This window comes from Pseudomonas fluorescens, from assembly GCF_902498065.1.
GTDB classification, from domain to species: Bacteria; Pseudomonadota; Gammaproteobacteria; order Pseudomonadales; family Pseudomonadaceae; genus Aquipseudomonas; species Aquipseudomonas fluorescens_BJ.
Genome location: NZ_CABVIR010000002.1, coordinates 176,978 through 200,273, shown reverse-complemented (window position 1 = coordinate 200,273; position 23,296 = coordinate 176,978). Strand labels below are relative to the sequence as shown.

At 59.0% G+C, this 23,296-nt stretch carries 25 protein-coding genes; 3 read left to right on the top strand and 22 right to left on the bottom strand.

What is annotated here, in order from left to right:
- Positions 1 to 6: 6 nt before the first annotated feature.
- From F8N43_RS10105 to F8N43_RS10060, 10 genes are all read right to left on the bottom strand, one after another.
- Positions 7 to 435, bottom strand: coding sequence for a phage tail assembly chaperone (locus F8N43_RS10105; protein ID WP_150653701.1), 429 nt, complete (start codon positions 433 to 435; stop codon positions 7 to 9).
- Between the two features lie 9 nt (positions 436 to 444).
- On the bottom strand, positions 445 to 2,313 hold the full coding sequence (locus F8N43_RS10100) for a phage tail protein (RefSeq protein WP_150638871.1): 1,869 nt from the start codon (positions 2,311 to 2,313) through the stop codon (positions 445 to 447).
- Positions 2,314 to 2,949 carry a phage tail protein I gene (locus tag F8N43_RS10095; protein WP_150653700.1) on the bottom strand — a complete coding sequence of 212 codons (636 nt, stop codon included), beginning with the start codon at positions 2,947 to 2,949 and terminating at the stop codon, positions 2,314 to 2,316. It lies immediately after the preceding gene.
- The gene (locus tag F8N43_RS10090; RefSeq protein ID WP_150653699.1) at positions 2,946 to 3,941 is read right to left on the bottom strand and encodes a baseplate J/gp47 family protein; all 996 of its coding nucleotides are present in this window, start codon (positions 3,939 to 3,941) and stop codon (positions 2,946 to 2,948) included. The genes F8N43_RS10095 and F8N43_RS10090 overlap by 4 nt, the downstream gene beginning before the upstream one ends.
- Positions 3,938 to 4,270: a phage baseplate protein gene (locus F8N43_RS10085; protein WP_150638877.1), complete on the bottom strand. Its 333-nt coding sequence runs from the start codon at positions 4,268 to 4,270 to the stop codon at positions 3,938 to 3,940. Before F8N43_RS10085 ends, F8N43_RS10090 begins: the two co-directional genes overlap by 4 nt.
- Positions 4,271 to 4,280: 10 nt before the next feature.
- Positions 4,281 to 4,892 carry a phage baseplate assembly protein V gene (locus tag F8N43_RS10080; protein WP_150638879.1) on the bottom strand — a complete coding sequence of 204 codons (612 nt, stop codon included), beginning with the start codon at positions 4,890 to 4,892 and terminating at the stop codon, positions 4,281 to 4,283.
- A gap of 3 nt (positions 4,893 to 4,895) precedes the next feature.
- Positions 4,896 to 5,420 carry a hypothetical protein gene (locus tag F8N43_RS10075; RefSeq protein ID WP_150653698.1) on the bottom strand — a complete coding sequence of 175 codons (525 nt, stop codon included), beginning with the start codon at positions 5,418 to 5,420 and terminating at the stop codon, positions 4,896 to 4,898.
- A 90-nt stretch (positions 5,421 to 5,510) separates the two neighbouring features.
- On the bottom strand, positions 5,511 to 5,858 hold the full coding sequence (locus tag F8N43_RS10070; RefSeq protein ID WP_150630788.1) for a phage holin family protein: 348 nt from the start codon (positions 5,856 to 5,858) through the stop codon (positions 5,511 to 5,513).
- A gap of 70 nt (positions 5,859 to 5,928) precedes the next feature.
- Entirely contained in the window at positions 5,929 to 6,510 is a 582-nt protein-coding gene (locus F8N43_RS10065; RefSeq protein ID WP_150653697.1) for a DUF642 domain-containing protein, read from the bottom strand.
- Positions 6,511 to 7,027: 517 nt separating this feature from the next.
- Positions 7,028 to 7,762: an XRE family transcriptional regulator gene (locus F8N43_RS10060; protein ID WP_150638883.1), complete on the bottom strand. Its 735-nt coding sequence runs from the start codon at positions 7,760 to 7,762 to the stop codon at positions 7,028 to 7,030.
- Between the two features lie 210 nt (positions 7,763 to 7,972).
- Between F8N43_RS10060 and mutS the strand changes: the two genes are divergently transcribed.
- Together mutS and fdxA are read left to right on the top strand one after the other, a co-directional pair.
- Positions 7,973 to 10,552 (top strand): DNA mismatch repair protein MutS, encoded by a 2,580-nt coding sequence (mutS, locus tag F8N43_RS10055; protein ID WP_150630790.1) that lies wholly within the window; start codon positions 7,973 to 7,975, stop codon positions 10,550 to 10,552.
- 142 nt (positions 10,553 to 10,694) lie between these two features.
- Positions 10,695 to 11,018 carry a ferredoxin FdxA gene (gene fdxA / locus F8N43_RS10050; RefSeq protein ID WP_054047139.1) on the top strand — a complete coding sequence of 108 codons (324 nt, stop codon included), beginning with the start codon at positions 10,695 to 10,697 and terminating at the stop codon, positions 11,016 to 11,018.
- 560 nt (positions 11,019 to 11,578) lie between these two features.
- On the opposite strand, the gene rpoS is transcribed toward fdxA, so the two are convergent.
- The 8 genes from rpoS to F8N43_RS10005 all read right to left on the bottom strand — a co-directional run bounded on the left by rpoS (position 11,579) and on the right by F8N43_RS10005 (position 18,701).
- Complete coding sequence (rpoS, locus tag F8N43_RS10040) at positions 11,579 to 12,586, bottom strand: RNA polymerase sigma factor RpoS (RefSeq protein ID WP_008154012.1); 1,008 nt, start codon at positions 12,584 to 12,586, stop codon at positions 11,579 to 11,581.
- 105 nt (positions 12,587 to 12,691) lie between these two features.
- On the bottom strand, positions 12,692 to 13,549 hold the full coding sequence (locus F8N43_RS10035; protein WP_150653696.1) for a peptidoglycan DD-metalloendopeptidase family protein: 858 nt from the start codon (positions 13,547 to 13,549) through the stop codon (positions 12,692 to 12,694).
- 202 nt (positions 13,550 to 13,751) lie between these two features.
- Complete coding sequence (locus tag F8N43_RS10030) at positions 13,752 to 14,387, bottom strand: protein-L-isoaspartate(D-aspartate) O-methyltransferase (protein WP_174602683.1); 636 nt, start codon at positions 14,385 to 14,387, stop codon at positions 13,752 to 13,754.
- A gap of 38 nt (positions 14,388 to 14,425) precedes the next feature.
- Positions 14,426 to 15,175 carry a 5'/3'-nucleotidase SurE gene (gene surE / locus F8N43_RS10025; protein WP_150630793.1) on the bottom strand — a complete coding sequence of 250 codons (750 nt, stop codon included), beginning with the start codon at positions 15,173 to 15,175 and terminating at the stop codon, positions 14,426 to 14,428.
- Positions 15,163 to 16,221 carry a tRNA pseudouridine(13) synthase TruD gene (gene truD, locus F8N43_RS10020; protein WP_150653695.1) on the bottom strand — a complete coding sequence of 353 codons (1,059 nt, stop codon included), beginning with the start codon at positions 16,219 to 16,221 and terminating at the stop codon, positions 15,163 to 15,165. The genes surE and truD overlap by 13 nt, the downstream gene beginning before the upstream one ends.
- The gene (gene ispF, locus F8N43_RS10015) at positions 16,218 to 16,691 is read right to left on the bottom strand and encodes a 2-C-methyl-D-erythritol 2,4-cyclodiphosphate synthase (protein ID WP_008029005.1); all 474 of its coding nucleotides are present in this window, start codon (positions 16,689 to 16,691) and stop codon (positions 16,218 to 16,220) included. Before ispF ends, truD begins: the two co-directional genes overlap by 4 nt.
- A gap of 43 nt (positions 16,692 to 16,734) precedes the next feature.
- Positions 16,735 to 17,580, bottom strand: a complete 846-nt coding sequence (fghA, locus tag F8N43_RS10010) for an S-formylglutathione hydrolase (protein WP_150630796.1) — start codon at positions 17,578 to 17,580, stop codon at positions 16,735 to 16,737.
- 8 nt (positions 17,581 to 17,588) lie between these two features.
- Positions 17,589 to 18,701, bottom strand: a complete 1,113-nt coding sequence (locus tag F8N43_RS10005) for an S-(hydroxymethyl)glutathione dehydrogenase/class III alcohol dehydrogenase (protein ID WP_150630797.1) — start codon at positions 18,699 to 18,701, stop codon at positions 17,589 to 17,591.
- A 107-nt stretch (positions 18,702 to 18,808) separates the two neighbouring features.
- Here F8N43_RS10005 and F8N43_RS10000 point away from each other — a divergent pair, with 107 nt between their 5' ends.
- On the top strand, positions 18,809 to 19,705 hold the full coding sequence (locus tag F8N43_RS10000) for a LysR substrate-binding domain-containing protein (protein ID WP_150630798.1): 897 nt from the start codon (positions 18,809 to 18,811) through the stop codon (positions 19,703 to 19,705).
- A 144-nt stretch (positions 19,706 to 19,849) separates the two neighbouring features.
- Here the strand turns inward: F8N43_RS10000 and ispD are convergent, their stop codons facing one another.
- The 4 genes from ispD to kdsA form a co-directional block, all read right to left on the bottom strand.
- A complete protein-coding gene (gene ispD / locus F8N43_RS09995) occupies positions 19,850 to 20,557 on the bottom strand; it encodes a 2-C-methyl-D-erythritol 4-phosphate cytidylyltransferase (RefSeq protein WP_150653694.1) in 708 nt (235 codons plus the stop codon).
- Entirely contained in the window at positions 20,554 to 20,832 is a 279-nt protein-coding gene (gene ftsB / locus F8N43_RS09990) for a cell division protein FtsB (RefSeq protein ID WP_008028992.1), read from the bottom strand. The genes ispD and ftsB overlap by 4 nt, the downstream gene beginning before the upstream one ends.
- Positions 20,833 to 21,004: 172 nt before the next feature.
- A complete protein-coding gene (gene eno / locus F8N43_RS09985) occupies positions 21,005 to 22,294 on the bottom strand; it encodes a phosphopyruvate hydratase (protein ID WP_150630800.1) in 1,290 nt (429 codons plus the stop codon).
- A 156-nt stretch (positions 22,295 to 22,450) separates the two neighbouring features.
- Positions 22,451 to 23,296, bottom strand: a complete 846-nt coding sequence (gene kdsA / locus F8N43_RS09980) for a 3-deoxy-8-phosphooctulonate synthase (protein WP_150630801.1) — start codon at positions 23,294 to 23,296, stop codon at positions 22,451 to 22,453.

The window sequence follows — 23,296 nt, the reverse complement described above, 5'->3', positions numbered from 1 at the left end:
GGGCGTTTATTGGGTTTGTTCGGCGATCCAGTCCGACGCCGTCGGTCGGTGTTGGCTGTCGGGGAAGTCAGTTGATTGAGGCCAATCGCGCAGGGCCTGCATGTAAAGCAGCAGCTCGGCGAACTGCTCGCTGGCCAGCGTGGTGTCGCTGCCGATATCGAGCTGATCGCGGTGACGGTCGCGCAACCAGATCACCGATGACAACTCAGCATCGCGCCAGGCTCGCTCGGTAGCGCCGGGATTAGGCACTACCACCGGGGCATCAACCAAATAAGGGAGCCCCCCTTCATCGTGAGCCCGAACCTTCCCCTGTTCTGGGTTTGCAATAACCAATTCGAAAACGCTTTCCGACATTTCTACCGCATCCCCCGGAATATTTGCGCCATGGATCGCGGGCAGATACGTGCAACCTGTAGACGGACTGTACAAACGCATAACCTCTCCTTATTTTCCAAGCGCAAGCCAGCGCGCAGTTACGGTCACTACTTCGGAAGCCTGCTTATCCGCGACTAACGTCATCCCTAGTTTTCCCACCGCATCAACATAAGTCCCAACAACCTGGCTTAACGCGGCGGCCCCCACGGACCAACCGGCGTAAAAAACGGAATCAGGAAACTCGATAGGAAATGAGACTGCCAGCCTGTTATCGCCAGTCGTAGGGAAGCTAACGGCGCCCCACTGAATAACCAATCCGCCCAGCCAGCTTGGGAAAACAACATAGCCGTTTGGTGTAAGGCTGGAAGCGAACCCCAGGCGCAGCTTTTTTGGTGTGGCGATAACCGTATCGTTTGCGCTGTCGAGCATTTGCGCAGCCGTGGCGACCTTGGCCGTGCCCTGATTAATCTCGGTCGCCTGAGCCGCCAAAGCAACTAGCGCCGAAATATCAATATTTCCCTGATTGATCGGCGCATTCCAGGCCTTGATACACCACATCACCGCCAAGTTGCGCGGGCGTGTTTCACTATCACCCGTAGTGGTGGTGACATCGTTAGCCATTTGACCACCGGCCGTATCTGCCCCTACAAGGTAAGGCCCACCGGTTGTGTCAAATCCACTTGCAGCCCATTTACCAAATGCGTGGTTATGCGCCTTTAGGGCATCCACTTGGTAACTACCCACCGCACGACCTGCATCAACGCCGCGCCCATGGTCCCAACCGCGCAGGAACTCACCGCGCGATTCGGGAATACGGAAATTACCCGCCCCTTCGTTACCCTGATTGAACGCCGTGCCGAGAAAAGCAGCCAAATCCGGATAAGTCGCAATGCTCCGCACACTGCCGTCAAGTTCAAGAAAGCCGGGCGGAACCTTGTTCACCGGCAACCCGACCATGCTCCCGACCGGCAGCGCCGAAGCCTGCGAAATCAGCGCCTCGATTTCAGGCTTCGTGTAAGTGTCCTTGATGCCAAAACCGGCTAGCGTTTCCGGGTTAGAACCACCCATGGCGCGACCATACTTGTCGACCGTGAGACTCTTGTACGTCCCCGCCTGAATCCCCGTTCTACCGGCCAGCATTTCAAAACTCAGCGCAGTAGTACCCAACGTAATCGGACCATTCGTAACCAGGTGCCAAAGCGAATCACCATTCGCAGTGCCCTCCTCAACCATCACGTTCAGGCCCGGCGTCACCTTGGCGCTGGTGTTCGAGTCAACCGAACGCACCCAGTCACCATTGGCAGCAACGTAAATGCCGTTATCCTTCGCCGCCGTTTGGCCCGCCACCAGCACCCGCTGACCCGCCACCACCGCGACACCATCAATCTGCTGCGCACCACTTAATACGATGTTTCCGGTAGCCGCCACGCGCACCGACTGCTTGCCATCCAGCTTGGCCAACTCATCGGCGAGATAACCCATTACCCACGCCCGCGTCGCCTTGACCAAGGTGTCGTCGATCAGCAGCGTGACGTTCGAGGCATTGCTGGTCTCGAAAATCGAGCGAATGTAAAACTCTTTCCCCGAGCCCGACGTCGCCAGAACCGGCTTGAACGACTCCGGGTATTTGACAATGGCGTACAAAATCCCGGTGTCGGTCCAGAGCCCGGCCTCGCGTACATACCAACCGCCCTCTTCTGGCGGGATGGTCACTTCGGCCAGCAGCCAGCTCGGATTCTTCTCGTCCTGGAACAGCGCATTCAGTGGCCCGCGCCACACTTCGCGCTTGAGCGCAGTGGCGGTCGCCGCCGGGTTGTAGACCGCACCGCCGCCGTCACCGACGGAAATCTGTGACAGCTTGATCGGCACGCCCGCCGCCTTGCAGGCGGTTTCGTAGGCAATCCCTGCATTCGTGAGCAGGGTGTAATAGTCAGCCATTCAGGCCCCCTGAGGATAAATAGTGGATGTTTCAACGGCGTAGAGCCCGGCAGCCATAAAGGCCTGACCCGAGGCTTCGAGCCCTTCAATGACAATCGGGTACACCGTGGTCAGCTCGCCGCACAGCGTCGCCGCGCCAATGACGTGGCTGCCGAACGCGCTCAACCCGACGGACACCGACAACAGATCGCGTTCGCTTTTGGCGTCCGCCAGACGTCGGTCGAGACGTGCGTCGATTGCTTCGCTGTAGGGTTGCTCGGTGAACGCCCTGACGGAAAAGCTGTAAGGCGCCCCCGGCGGTGTCTGCTCGTACCAGGCCCGCACCTGCGGCATTAACCGCAATCCTTTCGCGGCGTTTTCCAGGGCCTGGCGGGTCCCGGCCTGCCGCGCGGTGGGCCAGGCCAGTTCAACGGTTAAACGCTTTTCCGCCTCGGCAGCCTCGGCGCTCCATTCGCTGACACCGCGATCCGCCGCGAGATAAGGCAGAAATGCCAGAGGCGTCGAGGTCGGGTTCATCAGTTCGGGGAACGGCGGCGTGATGCGGTCAAGCAACGCACCAAAGCCGAGATCAAGGGCTTTTTCCAAGGGTGAGCTGTTGGCTGGCAACAGGCTCGGGCGCGGTGTCTGGTCACTCATAGCGTGAGCACCTCGACCTCGACACCGGTGCAGTAAGGCGCTTCAAACGCCGTCGTCACAATCGGCTCGACCGGTTCGAGAATCTCGAGTTGCACCGCGCCGGCGTTATGCAGCGTGTAGTCGATCCAGCTCGGGTCGACCCGCCCCTCCAGTCGATGGCAGCTCTGGGCATAGGCGTGCAGTTGTTGCTGCGCGGCAACCCGGGTCAGCCCTGAATCAGGGCCGGCGTTGATTCGGGCGACGACGCGGATTTTGTAGTTTTTGATATGAGCGCTTTGCACCGTGACCCGATCCGTTTCCGGTCGGACGTCAGGCCGGGCGAAGTGCCGGCGCACACCGTCGAGCAGTTCTTCGGACGCGGCGCCATCACCCTCTCGTGCCAGCACCGTGACCATCACCTCACCGGGCGCGGTGCGACGTCCGTTGCCGTCCTTGACCTGCGCCGCGTAACCGTCCGGATCGAAGGTGTACGTGACCGTCACCTCGCCCGGTGCATGGGTGTCCACCTTCACCACAGGACGCTCGCCGAGGGTGAATACCTCGCGGCGATACTGCATGCGTGAACCGGCGGCCGGGGCGTGCGGCGCCAGGTAGTAACGCAACCGGGCGTCGTCGTCGCTCTCGAACACCGGCGCAATCGGCGGGAATGCCGCCGGGTCGCCGGGGTCCAGCAATTGCCGCTCAAGGCCCATGTCCGCAAGACGGGCATCGAGGTTGCTGCCGGTCGCCCACCAGGCCAGCATCTGCTTGATGCGGGCGTTGTACTTGCGCTCGTGGATTTGCAGGCGCACACAAAACGCCTCAAGCGCCAGGGTCAGCAACTCGCTTTCGTTTTCCAGGCTGACCTTGAGCTTCGCCGCCGTGCCGGGAGACCGGGCGCCGACGTACTCGACGACAAACGTCTTGAACTCGGCGAGCAAATCCTCGAACGCTTCGACGGTGACGATCGACGGTTCGGCCAACTGGTTCTGGCAGGGTATCAACATGCTCATGTCACCACCTCGAAGGTCTGATTGCGGTTTTGCCAGGTGCCAGCGAATCGCAGGACCAACCCGGCACCCTGGCGGCCGGCGACAATGACCTGCGGCTGGAAATCACTGATGCCGTTCTGTTCGTTGTAAAACGCCTGCGCCGCATGACTCTGGGCAAGCATCAGCACGTCGTCGCCGAGGTTGCGGCCCAGCAGATCCGGGATCAGCGAGCCATACAAAGGACGCTTCTGCCGGGTGCCCAACGGCGTGGTCAGCGCTCGGGTTGCGCGCTGCACAAACTGCGGCCAGTCGTCGACCGCCGCCCCGGTGTTTCTATCGATTCCGATCATGGGAAACTCTTTATGCGGTACTGATGACGCGCCCCTGGTGATCCACCACCGGGCCGCTCAGGTGCACACCGGAAGCGTCGAGTCGCAAGCCGACCGCGCCCAGTTGCAGTTCGATGACCTCAGGCGTGATCGCAAGTCTCGCCGGGCCGAGATTCAACTCGAGCGCTTCGCGAGAGCCATTGAACGCCGCCGGGCCGTTCTTCCAGCGCAAGGCATGAAGGGCGTCGTCGTAAGCGCTTTCCGTACCGTCCAGATAGAGGCGACGCGTCAGCGAAGCCTGTGTCGAGGCGGGGGGAAACCGATTGCCGTTAAGCCCGAACAACGCCACGGATTGCGCACCGCCCTCACCGCCGCCATGGTTCAGCAGCAGGCATTGCTCGCCCACCGAGGGGATCCGCGACTCGCTTTGCGCCCCGGCGCTGGGGTTGAAAAAACGAATGGCCGGGGTCAGCAATTCACCGTGACTGACCCGGCAGGTGTTGCTGGCCGCGTCGACTTCCTTGCACACGCCAATACGACACAGGCTGTCGGTTCGCCGGTGCACGTCTTCAAGTTCGGCCTCCATCTCGGCCAGACGCTCAATGATCGGGCCGAGCTGCTGACGTAAAAGCGCATCAAACATGGCTCAATCCTCAAGTGCGGTGTATTGGTCCGGGTCGTCGATGTTCGAGACTTCCCAGGTTTTGGCGAATTTCGGGATGCCCAGCGGGTCGTCCAGCAACAATGCGCCGAGGTAAATCGTCTGGGTGAAGGAAAGGGTCCAGGCGAGGTACTCCTGCGAACCGCTGATGAACGTCGAGGGCATGGCATCGATGTTCATGGGCAGGTCGCATTGACTACCCGGCAGGCCCCAGCGGTTATCCGTAACCAATCCCTTGAGTACGCTCGCCAGATCGCCAGCGGCCAATCCAGGGTTAGCCAATGTCGGCGGCACAATGATTTGCAGCGAGACCGTCAGAACATGGGCGATGCGCCCGTCATGGGCGCGGTCGCCGGGGGCATTGCGTTCGAAGGCGATCAGGACCCACGCCTGATCGAACGTGCCGTCGAAGTCCTGACGACCTCCGACCTTCAAACCCGGGCCAACTGCACGCAGCGCGTCGGCAATGGCAAAAAACAGACGCGACGGCTTATCAATGTCGGGGGACATAAGGGGCTTCCAGTTCAAATTTTCGATGCGTCCGGCTGCGTGGGTGCATGCAGCGGACCGGGGGTTGCCAGAACGGCAAGGGGACTGGATTTATTGATCCGGGCGGGAATCGCGTGGCGGCACATCACACACGCCGATGCGCTTGGCTGCCCAGCGTTCGTAAAGGCCGATGGCGACGTCGGCGCCGGCCATCGCCGTGAGGCAACCGAACGCGCCAGCCGCCCAGATCGACAGGCCGGCGGCGTACAACAGCATGATGGCCGAGACCCCGCAGATCATGCAGGCCCCGGAACGCAAAGCCAGACGCCGCAGCAATGACCAGCCGCGAGCGCCCTCCTTGTCGGCGCGCCACATTTCGCCAGACACCCCGCCCATCAAGGCGAGCACGATGACCAGCCAGATCGGCATGTCCAGCAACGCTTGTTGCTCGTTTGTCATGTCACGCCTCCTGGGGATCGATGAGATGCGCCTCTCGGAAATGAGCCGCCTGGTTTTGATCGACGAAGAACTACAGCTTTTCAACGATCACGTTGTCGATGAAAGCGAAGTTGACGTACGGGTTCTGCTCATTGGAAAAGGCCAGCGTTGTCTGGGACGTAGTCGCGGTGAAGTCATAAGTCACGGTGCTCCACTCGACAACACTGCCCTTGGCCTTTGGCGTATTGAAGGTGGCGGTCTGACCGGCGACTTTCACCTGAACTACACAGTCACCGGAGCGACTGGCGTACAGCGAGTTGCCCATGCTGAAGGTCAATCGATACTTGGCCCCTACGACGGTTGCGAAGTTCTGCTGAATGCCACCGCCGTTGCCATAAACATAGTTAGCCAGATCAACAATCACCGCGCCGTCCACTGCGGCGGAGCCGGGGACCGAAGCGCGCACGTTGAAGTATTCGACTCCCGACAGAAAGGTCGTCCAGCCCGTGATGAAGTTGGCTTTCGCTGTCGTGTCCAGAATGCAACTGTCGCTGCAACCCGGTTGTTCAAAACTGCCGTTGACCAGCAGGTTCGCCGCCGTGGCACTGCCAGCAGTGCCAACAAGGGCCAGAGCCAACATCAGCGGGGCAATGATTTTCTTGAGTCCGTTCATGGTTTTACCTATTGAGTGAAGTGTATTCATCGCGCAACGGTTGTTGTGCAGTCGGTCCCCGATTGGGGGTTGAGATACCTGACGTGAGGCAGGCATTCCAAAAAGCCCGGTCACCCAGGCTTTTCAGTAATGCGGTCCTTCGCGTTGACCTTTCGGCGCTACTGGCGCGGTACGGGTCCATTCAGATTGTTTTTCCGACCGCGGTCCCTGCCCGCCGGATAACTGCTTGTGGTGCTTTACGCTGCACACCCGGGTCAGTTGCCAACCCTCTGAACCGTTGAGGCCGGTTCATCGCTGCCTTTGTGGTGGAACTAAAGAACTTCGTTTCGAGCTGCTTTGTTGAGCGGCTTGAGACAAAGAATATGCATGGATGCATATACAGTCAATGCACAAATGCATTTATTTATGCATTTATAATGCACTGACGCATGAAAGCACCACAGGCAAAGGCGTTGGCGGTTTTCAGCAGGCGAAAAAAAACCCGCGCAGTGGCGGGTTTTATCTGACAGCGGTGAGGTTAGCGGGCGTACATGCCCCACCAGAAAACGTGACCGAGGATGACGATTTGTTCTTCCTGGATTTCCTGGAAGGTGTAGTCCTCGTCCGGATGCTCATCGCGATTGAAGCTGCGCAGGCGAATCCCCGTCGGCAGGCGATAAAGCTGTTTAACCCGCAACTGGCCGTTGTGGTTGATGGCATACAGGTCGCCATCGACGATATCGCCGATCCCGCATTTGCCGGCATTGACACCCACGGTGGCGCCGTCGCGCAGTACTGGCAACATGCTGTTGCCGCGTACCGTCACGCATTTGGCCTGGTCGAACTGCACACCGTTGTGGCGCAAGCTGCGCTTGCCAAAGCGCAGGCTAGAGCGCTCGCTCTCTTCGATGACGAATCTTCCTGATCCAGCAGCCAATTCAACCTCGCGAAGAAAGGGCACCGATACCTCGTCGTCATCGACGGGCGTATCGTCGTCCCACAGGCTTATGTCCTTGAGTTCGGAATGCAATTCATCGCGTTCGGGATGGGCGACAGGCGCGACATCCGCGCGGCCGCGCAACTGATCGGTGCTCACGGCGAAGTACTCGGCGATCTTCGAGATGTGCTTATCCGAAGGATCGACAATCTTCCCGCTGAGAATGCGCGAGAGGGTGGATTGAGGCACGCCGGTGCGACGGTGAAGCTCCGTGGGGGAGATCCCGTGCTGATCGAGCAGCGCTCTTAAGACGGAAGAAACATTGCGTTTTTGCATAACGCGCATAGTGCTTCATCTTTTTTTCGGAGGCAAATGCAGAATTGCATAAAAAGCGCATAAATCGTGTATAGACAGCAGACATGTATCCCGCGGCTTTCATGCCTGCGTCGGGTGGACCGCCCATGTTAACCTTGCGCCCATCGCGGAAAAGCCGGGCCGATGTCCCTCCTTTGCCCTACACCTTTCAACGAATTTGCCTGATATCCGATGAATAAAGCACTCACCGATCTGTCCTCGCACACGCCAATGATGCAGCAGTACTGGCGCCTGAAGAACCAGCACCCCGACCAGCTGATGTTCTACCGCATGGGTGACTTCTACGAGATCTTCTATGAAGACGCGAAGAAGGCCGCCAAGTTGCTGGACATCACCCTGACCGCCCGTGGGCAGTCGGCCGGCCAGGCGATTCCGATGTGTGGGATTCCTTACCACGCCGCGGAAGGTTACCTGGCGAAACTGGTGAAGCTCGGCGAATCGGTGGTGATCTGTGAACAGGTCGGCGATCCGGCGACCAGCAAAGGCCCGGTGGATCGGCAAGTGGTGCGAATTATCACGCCGGGCACGGTCAGTGATGAAGCGCTGCTGGATGAGCGTCGGGATAACCTGATCGCGGCGGTGCTGGGTGACGAGCGCCTGTTCGGTCTGGCGGTGCTGGACATCACCAGCGGTAACTTCACAGTGCTGGAAATCAAGGGTTGGGAAAACCTGCTGGCGGAACTGGAGCGGGTCAATCCGGTGGAGCTGATGATCCCGGATGACTGGCCGAAAGACTTGCCGGCAGAGAAACGTCGTGGGGTTCGTCGCCGTGCGCCGTGGGATTTCGAGCGCGACTCGGCGTTGAAAAGTCTCTGCCAGCAATTCTCGACCCAGGACCTCAAAGGTTTCGGTTGCGAGAACCTGACCCTGGCCATCGGCGCTGCCGGTTGCCTGCTCAGCTACGCCAAGGAAACCCAGCGCACCGCCCTGCCCCACTTGCGCAGCCTGCGTCATGAACGCCTGGACGACACCGTGGTGCTGGATGGTGCAAGCCGTCGCAACCTGGAACTGGACACCAACCTGGCCGGCGGTCGCGATAACACGCTGCAATCGGTGGTTGATCGCTGCCAGACCGCCATGGGCAGCCGCCTGCTGACCCGTTGGCTGAATCGCCCGTTGCGGGATTTGCCTGTGTTGCTGGCGCGCCAGACCTCGATCACCTGCCTGCTCGACGGTTACCGTTTCGAAAAGCTGCAGCCGCAGCTCAAGGAAATCGGTGACATCGAGCGGATTCTCGCGCGGATCGGTTTGCGTAATGCGCGTCCTCGCGACCTGGCGCGCCTGCGCGATGCCCTCGGTGCATTGCCCGAGCTGCAAGTGGCGATGGTCGAGCTGGAAGCGCCGCACATTATTCAACTGGCGAAAACCACCAGCACCTACCCGGAACTGGCGGCCCTGCTGGAAAAAGCCATCATCGACAACCCACCCGCGGTGATCCGTGATGGCGGCGTGTTGAAAACCGGTTACGACAGCGAACTCGATGACCTGCAATCACTCAGTGAAAACGCCGGGCAGTTCCTGATCGATCTGGAAGCACGCGAGAAGGCCCGCACCGGCCTGTCGCACCTGAAAGTCGGCTACAACCGCATTCACGGTTACTTTATCGAGTTGCCGAGCAAGCAAGCCGAGTCGGCGCCGGCCGACTATATCCGGCGCCAGACGCTGAAAGGCGCCGAGCGTTTTATCACGCCGGAACTGAAGGCTTTCGAGGACAAAGCGCTGTCAGCCAAGAGCCGCGCCCTCGCCCGCGAGAAGATGCTTTACGAAGCGCTGCTCGAAGACCTGATCAGCCAATTGCCGCCGCTGCAAGACACCGCCGCCGCCCTGGCCGAACTGGACGTGCTGAGCAACCTCGCCGAACGCGCGCTGAACCTCGACCTGAACTGCCCGCGTTTCGTCGACGAGCCGTGCATGCGCATCAGCCAGGGTCGTCACCCGGTGGTCGAGCAAGTGCTGACCACGCCGTTCGTGGCCAACGACCTGAGCCTCGATGACAATACGCGCATGCTGGTGATCACCGGCCCGAACATGGGCGGTAAATCCACCTACATGCGTCAGACCGCGCTGATCGTTTTGCTGGCGCATATCGGCAGCTTCGTGCCGGCGGCGAGTTGCGAATTGTCGCTGGTGGACCGGATCTTCACCCGGATCGGTTCCAGCGATGACCTGGCCGGTGGACGTTCGACCTTTATGGTCGAAATGAGCGAAACCGCCAACATTCTGCACAACGCCACCGAGCGCAGCCTGGTGCTGATGGACGAGGTCGGTCGCGGCACTAGCACCTTCGACGGCTTATCCCTGGCCTGGGCTGCGGCTGAACGCCTGGCGCAGCTGCGGGCTTACACGCTGTTCGCCACCCACTACTTTGAGCTGACCGTATTGCCGGAAGCGCAACCGCTGGTGGCCAACGTGCACCTCAACGCCACTGAGCACAACGAGCGCATCGTGTTCCTGCACCACGTGCTGCCAGGGCCTGCCAGCCAGAGCTATGGCCTGGCCGTTGCGCAGCTGGCCGGTGTGCCGAGCGAAGTGATCGTGCGCGCTCGCGAGCACCTGGGTCGACTGGAAGCCACTGCGCTGCCGCATGAAGCTCCGAAGCCCGCCAAGGGCAAACCGGCCGCACCGCAGCAAAGCGACATGTTCGCCAGCCTGCCGCATCCGGTGCTTGATGAACTGGCCAAACTGGATCTGGATGACCTGACGCCGCGTCGCGCGCTCGAAATGCTCTATACACTAAAGACACGGATCTAACGCACTTGCGTGCAAGCTGTTAGAATCTCGCGCGGTTTGGGATGCTGCAGGCTAATAGCCTGGTCTGCAGACTATCGCTCCCAAACCTGGCGACCCCAACGTGAAGGGGCTCCGCTGCCGCCGCCTGAGGAGAAAATTAGAAATGACCTTCGTCGTCACCGACAACTGCATCAAGTGCAAGTACACCGACTGCGTAGAAGTCTGTCCGGTGGACTGCTTTTACGAAGGCCCGAATTTCCTGGTGATTCACCCGGATGAGTGCATCGACTGCGCATTGTGCGAACCAGAATGCCCTGCCGTGGCCATCTTCTCCGAAGATGAAGTCCCGGAAGAGATGCAGGAATTCATTCAGCTGAACGTTGAGTTGGCCGAAATCTGGCCGAACATCACCGAGAAGAAAGAATCGATGCCCGATGCCGAAGAGTGGGATGGCGTCAAAGGCAAGATCAAAGACCTCGAACGCTGATTGACCCCGCGTTTCCGAAAAGGCCCCTTGCGGGCCTTTTTGCTTTTCTGCAGGCAAAAAAAAGGGGCGGTTTGACCCGCCCACATTTTTCCCTATTCCCTGTGTTCCTTTTCATCGTCCTGATGAATCGCGTCCTGCAATGTCCTTTCCCCTCATCCTTGAAGGGCGTGTCTGTCCGTCGACACAACCTGAATACTAGAGCGTTCCCGAGCAGGTGCAATTGCCTTCCCAAGCCAAAACCGGCTGTCACATGTGTTTAATCTTTATAAATATCTATAAATATCAGTTAGATAAAAAAAATGCGGACGAACAATAGTCGTCTGCCAAGGTGTAAAAATAACGAACACTTACGAAAAAGTAAGCAAAGGCTTACAACGCGAAACTACAAACTTGAGATCCCCCCCTGTAGGAGTCAGCTTGCAGGTGATGCAAACACCGCGGTTAACCTGGCAAACCGCGTAATCGTTCATCGCCAGCATGCCGGCTCCTGCAGAGGGTTTCTGGATAACAAAAAACCCCGAACCAGTCGGGGCTTTTTGCTTGCTGCTCAAGCGATTTGCTTATTGAAACAGCGACTCACTCGACAGGCCATTCTTCTCCAGAATCTCCCGAAGACGCTTCAGGCCTTCAACCTGAATCTGTCTGACACGTTCCCGGGTCAAGCCAATTTCCAGGCCTACATCTTCCAGCGTGCTGCTCTCGTGCCCGCGCAAGCCAAAGCGGCGTATGACCACTTCGCGCTGCTTGTCGGTCAATTCCGAAAGCCATTGATCAATGCTCTGAGACAGATCGTCATCCTGCAGCAGTTCGCACGGATCGGTCGGACGGTCGTCGGTAAGGGTGTCCAGCAGGGTTTTATCCGAATCCGGACCCAGCGAGACGTCGACCGAAGAAACCCGCTCGTTCAGGCCGAGCATGCGCTTGACCTCTCCCACCGGTTTTTCCAGCAGGTTGGCGATCTCTTCGGGTGAGGGTTCATGATCGAGTTTTTGCGTTAGCTCCCGTGCAGCCCGCAGGTACACGTTAAGCTCTTTGACCACATGGATCGGCAACCGGATGGTCCGGGTCTGATTCATGATTGCGCGCTCGATGGTCTGACGAATCCACCAGGTTGCATAGGTCGAGAAGCGGAAGCCACGTTCGGGGTCGAACTTTTCTACCGCCCGAATCAGTCCGAGGTTGCCCTCTTCGATCAGGTCCAGCAACGACAAGCCGCGATTGACGTAGCGCCGGGCGATTTTCACCACCAGCCGCAGGTTGCTTTCAATCATGCGTTTGCGCCCGGCCGGATCGCCACTTTGCGACAAGCGTGCAAAGTGAACTTCTTCTTCGGGGGACAGCAGAGGGGAAAAGCCGATTTCATTGAGGTATAGCTGCGTGGCATCGAGCGCACGCGTGTAATCGATGTACTTGTGTTGCTTTAACGAGGCGGAGTGTTTGGATTTGGCACGAACGGAAGGTGGAGCAGCCCCTTCATCATTCGACATCGAATCCGTACCGATGCCGGTCTCCATCAGGAGAACCTCATCGTCGATGTCAAACTCCGGCACTTCTTTACTGAGAGCCATTGTTATAGTCCTTTGGTGAGTTCGACCTCAAGCTCGAGCGGCGCCTTTATCCTTGGCAACGCTGGAGCCTGTTCCCTCTACGCGACGGAACAGGCTGACAACAAATCAACGACGTGGCAGGAATTGCAGCGGATCTACAGGCTTACCTTGTCGGCGAATCTCAAAATGCAGTTTCACCCGGTCTGTACCCGTTGACCCCATTTCGGCAATTGTCTGTCCGACCTTGACCTGCTGCCCCTCCCGAACCAAAAGCCTGCGGTTGTGACCGTAGGCACTGACGTAGGTATCGCTGTGTTTGATGATGACTAATTCGCCGTAGCCCCTTAAGCCACTCCCGGCGTATACCACCGTCCCATCAGACGCAGCTAAAACAGGCTGTCCCAAATCCCCGGCGATATCAATTCCTTTATTCAAACTACCGTTTGAAGAGAATTTTCCAATGAGAATGCCATTAGAAGGCCATCCCCAGCCGGTCGGGGCCGGGCCTGCGGGAGGCATTGGAGCGGGTGCTGGCTTGTTGGCGACGGACGGTGCAACCACCGTTGTCGTCGTAGTTGCGCCATTTGGCTGGCGCCGGATTACCGTGGTTTTACTCGACGATGAAGGCGTTGAATCGGCCGGGCTGACCACCGCCGTCGGCGTTGAACCGGTGCGACCGTCAAAGCGAATCGTCTGACCCGGATGTATCGTGTAAGGCGTAGGAATGTTGTTGCGTGCGGCGAGGGCTTTGTAGTCCCAACCGTAGCGAAAGGCGATGGAAAACAGGGTGTCTTTAGGTCGAACCACATACTGGCCAGTGGTTACTGCCGGACGCTGGGCCACGGCATTGTTGCGATCGACGACGCGTACGTCGCTCGATTTGTTGCTGGAACAACCGACCAGCAAGGTACTCAAGACAAGGCCAGTCACCAGGCGCTGAAAGCTCGTTATACCCATTCGCTGCGCAATGACTGTGAGACTCACCCGCCGCTCCCTTTGTGGTGGCTGAAATGTTGAATTGCCGTGCTCCCGGCATGAAGTGTCGCAAGTATAACGGTCTGTGCAGGCTTTACCTTTAATGAGGTGAAGCACACGTTTGCTACCTGACGATGAATCCCGTTTAACCGATCGACGCCGCTGTAAGACAGGGGCAATCGAAAGGAATTCACCGCGCCCAGACAAATGCTCAGGCCAAGGGGCCGTTGAGCAATGGAACGAAACGTACTGCCCCCAGAACACGCCTGGAAAACCCGTGCTCTTCGCGGATGATCAACATCAATTGTTGCACCTCACCCGAGCCGACCGGTATGACCAGTCGCCCTCCGGGTGCCAACTGATCAAGCAAGGCCTGAGGCACATCGGTCGCCACCGCCGTCACGATAATGCCGTTGTACGGCGCCAGCGCAGGCCAGCCTTCCCAGCCATCGCCCCAGCGGAAGACCACATTGCGCAAGTTCAGATCAACCAGGCGTTCCTTGGCCCGGTCCTGAAGAACCTTGATGCGCTCGACCGAAAACACTCGTTCCACCAACTGCGACAGGATCGCGGTCTGATAGCCCGAACCCGTGCCGATTTCCATGACCTTGTCCAGCGGACCCGCTTCCAGCAACAGCTCGCTCATGCGAGCGACCATGTAAGGCTGGGAGATCGTCTGGTTGTTACCAATCGGCAACGCCGTGTCTTCGTAGGCACGGTGCGCCAGCGCCTCGTCGACGAACAGGTGACGCGGCGTACGGCGGATCACTTCCAGCACCTTGGCGTTGGAAATGCCCTCCTCATACAGCCGCTGAATCAGACGTTCGCGGGTGCGTTGGGAGGTCATCCCGATACCGCGATGCATCGGGTCTTGTTCACGAGCCATCAGCGCAATCCCTCCAGCCAGCCATCGAGGCTTCGGAAGGCATCATTGAAGGTGCGATCCAGTTGCAGCGGCGTGATGGACACATAGCCTTGCATCACCGCATGGAAATCGGTGCCCGGGCCGCCGTCTTCGGCGTCCCCGGCGGCAGCGATCCAGTAACCGGACTTGCCACGCGGGTCGACCACTTTCATCGGTGCCGCCGCGCGAGCGCGATGACCGAGGCGAGTCAGCTGGATTCCGCGGATGTGGTCCAGCGGCAAATTGGGAATGTTCACGTTCAGTACCGTGCGCGGTGGCAGGTCAAGGTCGGCGTGGGCTTCCACCAGTTTGCGCGCATAGTAAGCGGCTGTGGGAAGGTTCTCGATTTGCCGTGAGACGAACGAAAAGGCGAACGAAGGAAGCGCCAGAAAACGCCCTTCGAGGGCTGCTGCCACGGTGCCGGAATACAACACATCGTCCCCCAGGTTAGCGCCCAGGTTGATGCCGGAAACCACCATGTCAGGTTCGCGTTCCAGCAAGCCGTTGAGGCCCAGGTGCACGCAATCGGTCGGTGTGCCATTGAGGCTGATAAAACCGTTGGCCAAGGTCTGCGGGTGCAACGGACGGTCGAGCGTCAGCGAGCTGCTGGCGCCGCTTTTGTCCTGGTCCGGGGCGATAACCACGCATTCGGTGTAATCCGCCAGCGCAGCATAAAGCGCGGCGAGACCGGGTGCGGCTACCCCATCGTCGTTAGAAATCAGAATACGCATGGGCTGTCCGTCTGCCCCACCGGCACCAGATCAACGAGCTCGCGCACCAATACAGTGGCAAAGCATCCGGCCGGCAGGACGAATTCCAGTTGCAGAATGTCAGGCTCGGGATAATGCCACGTCAACCCACCAATGGGCAGTCGCAGGATGCGACGTTCGTGGCTCATTCCGGCATTAATCAACCAATCGCGAAGGTCTGCTTCGCGGGCGGCGATTGCCTGCTCCAGTTCATGGACAGCCCCCGTCGCCGGCGAGTCACCTTCGCCCCACTGCGGGCCGGTCGGGTGCAGGTCGAGAATCGCCAGACGCGGGTCGCTGCACTCGGCCTCACCGGCCGGAAAGAAGCTTCGGCTGTCGGTGAACGCCAGCAGATCGCCAACCTGAGCTTGCTGCCAGGTGCCATCAGCGACACGCGCCGCCAGCACCTGGTTGAACAGAAAACTGCGGGCGGTGGAAAGCAGACGCGACCGCACGTTGCGCTGCTCCGGCAAGGCCTTGCGCGCGGCCCAGCCGCGGGCATCGACCACGTTGCCACCGTCAAAGCCGAAACGCTGGGTGCCGAAATAATTCGGGATACCTTGCTTGGCGATCAACTGCAGACGCTCTTCGATTGCGGCCTTGTCACCGGCGAACTGAGTCAGGCGCAAGGTGAAACCGTTGGCCGAGTGGGCGCCGCGTTGAAGCTTGCGTTTGTGCCGACCGGTCTTGAGGATTTTCAGCGTATCGTTTTCCGCCGCCGACAAATCAGGGTCGGCCTTGCCCGGCAGTTGCACACTGAACCACTGGCGCGTCAGCGCCTGACGGTCCTTGAGGCCGGCATAACTGACGGTGCGCAATGGCACGCCCGCGGCCTTGGCAATTCGCCGCGCCGCTTCTTCGGTATTCAGTCCGCGCTTTTCCACCCAGATCCACAGGTGCTCGCCATCGCCGCTGAGTGGGATATTGAGCACTTCATCGACCTGAAAATCTTCCGCCGTGGCTTTCAGTACAGCGGTGCCGAGGGCTTCACCATAGGCCCGCGGGCCAAGCAATTGCAGTTCGTTCATGCGCGCAGCAACAAGGCAACGGAATGCACGGCGATACCTTCTTCGCGACCGACAAAGCCAAGCTTTTCGGTGGTGGTAGCTTTCACGTTCACTTGATCCAACTCAACTTGAAGATCCGCGGCAATCAGCGCGCGCATCGATTCGATATGCGGGGCCATTTTCGGCGCCTGGGCGACGATGGTGTTATCGACGTTGCCGACTTTCCAGCCTTTGGCGTGGACGAGTGCGACGACGTGACGCAACAGCACACGGCTGTCGGCGCCCTTGAAGGTCGGGTCGGTGTCTGGGAAATGTTTGCCGATATCACCCAGCGCGGCGGCGCCGAGCAAGGCATCGCTCAAGGCGTGCAGCAGGACGTCACCGTCGGAATGAGCGAGCAGCCCGAAGCCGTGTGCAATGCGCACGCCGCCCAGAGTAATGAAATCGCCTTCAGCGAAACGGTGCACATCATAGCCGTGGCCAATACGCATAAAAAAACGCCCCGAATTTTATCAGGGCGTGATTCTACCTGCATTAGGCGCCCAGAGCGCGCCCGTGATGCTGCAAGTGATCGTCGATGAAACTGGCGATGAAGAAATAGCTGTGATCGTAGCCGGGCTGCAGGCGCAACGTCAGCGGATGACCGGCCAGTTTGGCCGCCTGTTGCAAGGCTTCCGGCTTGAGTTGGGTGGCCAGGAAATCATCGCGATCACCTTGATCGACCAGTAACGGCAACTGTTCATTGGCCTCGGCGATCAGGGCGCAAGCGTCCCATTCGCGCCATTTCGACCGGTCTTCACCCAGGTAGCGAGAGAAGGCTTTCTGACCCCATGGGCAATCCATCGGATTGTTGATCGGCGAGAACGCCGACACCGATTGATATCGCCCCGGATTGCGCAACGCACACACCAGCGCACCGTGACCGCCCATGGAATGACCGCTGATGCCGCGTTTGTCCGATGCCGGGAAATGGGCTTCGACCAATGCCGGTAATTCCTGCACGACATAGTCATGCATCCGATAGTGCCGCGACCACGGTTCCTGCGTGGCATTCAGATAAAACCCGGCGCCGAGACCGAAGTCCCAGGCGCCATCCGGATCACCCGGCACATCGGGACCACGCGGGCTGGTGTCCGGTGCAACGATGATCAGCCCGAGTTCCGCGGCCATGCGCATGGCGCCAGCCTTTTGCATGAAGTTCTCGTCGGTACAGGTCAGGCCGGACAACCAGTACAGCACCGGCAGCTTGCCGCCCTGCTCCGCTTGCGGCGGCAGGTACACGGCAAACACCATGTCGCAGCCCAGCACGTCAGAGCGGTGCCGGTAGCGTTTGTGCCAGCCGCCGAAGCTTTTCTGGCAGGAGATATTTTCCAGGCTCATGATCGACCTCAGAAATGGATAACGCTGCGGATGCTTTTGCCTTCGTGCATCAGGTCAAACGCCTTGTTGATATCTTCCAGACCCATGGTGTGAGTGATGAAAGTATCCAGCGGGATCTCACCGGTCTCGGCCATTTCGACATAGCTCGGCAACTCGGTACGACCACGAACGCCACCGAACGCCGAACCGCGCCAGACGCGACCGGTGACCAACTGGAACGGACGGGTGGAAATCTCCTGACCGGCACCGGCCACGCCAATGATCACCGATTCGCCCCAGCCCTTGTGGCAGCACTCCAGAGCGGCACGCATCAGTTGCACATTGCCGATGCACTCGAAGGAAAAGTCGACGCCTCCATCGGTCATGTCGACGATGACTTCCTGGATTGGACGGTCGAAATCTTTCGGGTTCACGCAATCAGTTGCGCCCAACTGCTTGGCAATCTCGAATTTGGCCGGGTTGATGTCGATGGCGATGATCCGTGCAGCCTTGGCTTTTACAGCACCGATGACCGCCGACAGACCGATACCGCCAAGACCAAAAATCGCCACGGTGTCGCCCGGTTTTACCTTGGCGGTATTGAGCACCGCACCGATGCCGGTGGTGACGCCGCAGCCCAGCAGGCAGACTTTTTCCAGTGGTGCTTCTTTAGGAATTTTGGCCACGGAGATTTCCGGCAACACGGTGTACTCGGAGAACGTCGAGGTACCCATGTAATGGAAAATTGGCTGACCCTTGTAGGAAAAACGCGTAGTGCCATCTGGCATCAGGCCTTTGCCCTGGGTCGCACGAATCGCCTGACACAGGTTGGTCTTGCCCGACAGACAGAATTTGCACTGACGGCATTCCGGGGTGTACAGCGGGATGACGTGATCGCCGACCGCCACGGAGGTCACGCCCTCACCGATGGCTTCAACCACCGCGCCGCCTTCGTGGCCGAGGATCGAGGGGAAGATACCTTCCGGATCAGCGCCCGACAGCGTGTATGCATCGGTATGGCAGACACCGGAGGCAACCACACGCAGCAAAACTTCACCGGCCTTCGGCATGGCGACATCGACTTCAACGATCTCGAGGGGTTTCTTGGCCTCGAAGGCAACGGCGGCGCGCGACTTGATCATGTGGATTCTCCAGTGAATAAAAACGAGACAGCAAGTGTAATACACCGCTTAACGATGAATAATCAGGACAAAAGCAAAACATTATTGCCATACAGGGATAATCATCGATGTCCGAGAACCGCTGGGAAGGTATCGACGAATTCGTCGCCGTGGCCGAGTGCAGCCAATTTACGGCGGCGGCGGAACGTCTCGGGGTTTCTTCCTCCCACATCAGTCGCCAAATAGTACGCCTGGAAGAGCGCCTTCAGACGCGGCTGCTTTATCGCAGCACCCGTCGAGTTACGCTGACCGAAGCCGGGCAAACATTTTTGCAGCATTGCCAGCGGTTGCAGGACGGTCGTGAAGAAGCGCTCAGAGCAGTCGGCGACCTGACCAGCGAGCCCAAAGGCATGTTGCGCATGACCTGCGCGGTGGCCTACGGCGAACGCTTCATCGTGCCGCTGGTGACGCGCTTCATGGGGCTCTATCCGCAACTTCGAATCGATATCGAGCTGAGCAACCGTCAACTTGACCTGGTGCATGAAGGTCTGGACCTGGCGATCCGCCTCGGCCGCCTTCAGGACTCGCGACTGGTGGCAACGCGACTGGCACCGCGACGCATGTATCTGTGCGCATCGCCGTCCTACCTCGAACGGTATGGTCGCCCACACAGCTTGTCGGAACTGAGCCGCCACAACTGCCTCATCGGCAGCTCGGATCTCTGGCAACTTGAACAGAACGGGCGGGAATTTTCCCAGCGAGTGCAGGGAAACTGGCGGTGCAACAGTGGGCAAGCGGTGCTGGATGCGGCGTTACAAGGCGTCGGGCTGTGCCAGCTGCCGGATTACTACGTGCTGGAATACCTGAAAAGCGGCGAACTGATTTCGCTGCTGGATGCTCACCAACCGCCGAATACGGCCGTGTGGGCGCTTTATCCACAACAACGACACCTGTCGCCGAAGGTGCGCAAGTTGGTGGATTATCTGAAGGAAGGTTTGGCCGAACGGCCGGAGTACCGGACTTGAGTTTTGCGTCGACTGCGAAGCCACCATCGCTAGCAGGCGAGCTCCCACAGGGAATCTTTAGCGGATGCAGAATTTTTGTTCAACGCAGATCAAGGGTGGGAGCCAGCCTGCTGGCGATGGCGATGCGGCAGACCACCACATCACTCAGCGGCGGTTAGCCCAACGCTGGCGCAACCATTCGAGGTCTTCGGGCCGAGTGACTTTCAGGTTGTCCGCGCGCCCCTCAATCAGGCGTGGCGCCAGCCCTGCCCACTCCATGGCCGAAGCCTCATCGGTGATGACCGCGTCAGCCACCAGGCTATCGGCCAAGGCCCGATGCAGCGCACCAAGGCGAAACATCTGCGGCGTATAGGCCTGCCAGATCACACTGCGATCCACGGTTTCGACCACGCGACCGTGCTTGTCGACTCGCTTAAGCGTATCGCGAGCAGGAACTGCCAGCAGCCCGCCGACAGGATCATCCGCCAACTCGCTCAGCAACTTGTCCAGATCCTCTCGGCTCAGATTCGGCCGCGCAGCATCGTGGACCAACACCCAATCCTCATCGTCCGCACCCAACGCATGCAAATGCAACAAAGCATTGAGCACCGACCCGGAACGCTCGGCGCCGCCGTCAACGCGTTGAATACGCGAATCGCCAGCGCACGCCAGATTCGGCCAGTAAGGATCATCAACAGCAAGACTGACCACCAAGCCCTTCAGGCCAGGATGATCAAGGAAACAGCCAAGGCTGTGTTCGAGAATAGTGCGCCCGCCCAGTTGCAAGTATTGCTTGGGACGGTCCGCGGCCATACGGGCACCGACGCCCGCGGCAGGAATCACGGCCCAGAAGGCCGGTAACGGGGAATTCATTGAGCCAACTGGTAAAGGGTTTCACCGTCCTTGACCATGCCCAATTCATGGCGAGCCCGCTCTTCAACGGTCTCCATGCCCTTTTTCAACTCACTGACTTCAGCGTCCATCACCCGATTGCGCTCAAGCAGTCCTTCGTTCTCAGCGTGTTGATCCGCGATCTGCTGAGTCAGCTCGGCCACTTGCGCCAGACTGCCATTACCCACCCACAGGCGGTATTGCAGGCCAGCCAGCAACAAGAGCAAGACGAGGAACAACCAATTGGGACTGCGCATCGAATATCAGGTATCCAGTGAAAAAAGACAGCCATGCCAAAACTTTGAAGCTTTTGATAGCACGAAGCCTGGAATATCCAGGCTTGTGCTCTTAAGGCATCAGATTAGTGGCAAAAACGCCGCTGTAGCGATTTTTCCGACACAATCCGGTGTCTTTTTTACCTTGTAGCAATCAGCCGCGGAATTCGCTGCGACCGTTGTACTTGGCTTTGCCATTCAACTGCTCTTCGATACGCAGCAGTTGGTTGTACTTGGAAACGCGATCGGAACGGCACAGGGAGCCGGTCTTGATCTGGCCAGCCGAGGTGCCCACAGCCAGGTCGGCAATGGTCGAATCTTCGGTTTCGCCGGAGCGGTGCGAGATCACGGCGGTGTAACCAGCAGCCTTGGCCATCTGGATGGCTTCCAGGGTTTCGGTCAGGGTGCCGATCTGGTTGAACTTGATCAGGATCGAGTTGGCGATCTTTTTATCGATGCCTTCTTTCAGGATCTTGGTGTTGGTCACGAACAGGTCGTCGCCTACCAGCTGGACCTTCTCGCCGATCTTGTCGGTGAGGATTTTCCAGCCAGCCCAGTCGGACTCGTCCAGGCCATCTTCGATGGAGATGATCGGGTAACGCTCGGTCAGGCCTTTCAGGTAATCGGCGAAACCTTCAGCGGTGAACACCTGGCCTTCGCCGGACAGGTTGTACTTGCCGTCTTCGTAGAATTCGCTCGCCGCGCAGTCCAGTGCCAGGGTCACGTCGGTGCCCAGCTTGTAACCGGCGTTGGCTACGGCCTCGGAGATCACTTTCAAAGCGTCTTCGTTGGACGCCAGGTTCGGCGCGAAACCACCTTCGTCACCGACTGCAGTGCTCAGGCCGCGGGCCTTCAGGACAGCTTTGAGATGATGGAAAATCTCGGTGCCCATGCGCAGACCTTCCGAGAAAGACTTGGCACCAACTGGCTGAACCATGAATTCCTGGATGTCGACGTTGTTATCGGCGTGCTCGCCACCGTTGATGATGTTCATCATCGGAACCGGCATCGAGTAGACACCCGGAGTGCCGTTCAGGTTGGCGATGTGTGCGTACAGCGGCAGGTCCTGGTCCTGTGCTGCTGCCTTGGCCGCAGCCAGGGAAACGGCGAGGATCGCGTTGGCGCCCAGGGAACCTTTGTTTTCAGTACCGTCGAGCTTGATCATTGCGAGATCGAGGGCTTTCTGGTCGCTTGGGTCTGTACCTTTCAACAGGTCGCGGATCGGACCGTTGATGTTGGCGACGGCTTTCAGAACGCCCTTGCCCAGGTAACGGCTCTTGTCGCCATCACGCAGCTCGAGCGCTTCACGCGAGCCAGTGGAAGCACCGGACGGCGCGCAAGCGCTGCCGATGATGCCGTTATCGAGAAGCACGTCCGCTTCCACGGTGGGGTTGCCACGGGAGTCGAGAACTTCACGACCTTTGATGTCGACGATTTTTGCCATTGTTGTAAACACTCCAAAGTTGACGAAAACGACGCAGCTGAAGGAAATCTTTTATCGCCGGCAAGTGATGTGCAACGGGCAGACTTGCGGACGACAAGGCTCAGGCCCGAGGGCCTGAGCAACAAATCGTGCGGTACTTTACCGGAGAAATGAGGATTACGCGGTTTCTACCGTCGGAAAACTCTTCACCAGTTCGTCCAACGCTTTGAGCTGGGCCAGGAATGGCTCCAGTTTGTCCAGACGCAAGGCGCAAGGGCCGTCGCATTTGGCGTTGTCCGGGTCCGGGTGCGCTTCGAGGAACAGACCGGCCAGTGACTGGCTGATCCCGGCTTTCGCCAGATCGAGGACCTGGGCGCGGCGACCGCCGGCGGAATCGGAGCGACCGCCGGGCATTTGCAGCGCGTGGGTCACGTCGAAGAACACCGGGTATTCGAACTGCTTCATGATGCCGAAGCCGAGCATGTCGACGACCAGGTTGTTGTAGCCGAAGCTCGAACCGCGTTCGCAGAGGATCAACTGATCGTTACCCGCTTCCACGCACTTGTTCAGGATGTGTTTCATTTCCTGAGGCGCGAGGAACTGGGCTTTCTTGATGTTGATCACCGCACCGGTCTTGGCCATCGCGACCACAAGGTCGGTCTGGCGCGACAGGAAGGCCGGCAGCTGGATGATGTCGCAGACTTCAGCGACGACCGCGGCCTGATCAGGCTCGTGGACATCGGTGATGATCGGCACGCCGAAGGCTTGCTTGATGTCCTGAAAAATCCGCATGCCCTCTTCCAGGCCGGGGCCACGGTAAGAGGTCACGGAGGAACGGTTGGCCTTGTCGAAACTGGCCTTGAACACGTAAGGGATACCGAGTTTCTCGGTGACCTTCACGTATTCTTCGCAGACCTGCATCGCCATGTCGCGGCTTTCCAGCACGTTCATGCCACCGAACAGCACCATTGGCTTGTCGTTGGCAATCTCGATATCGCCTACGCGGATGATCTTCTGCGCCAT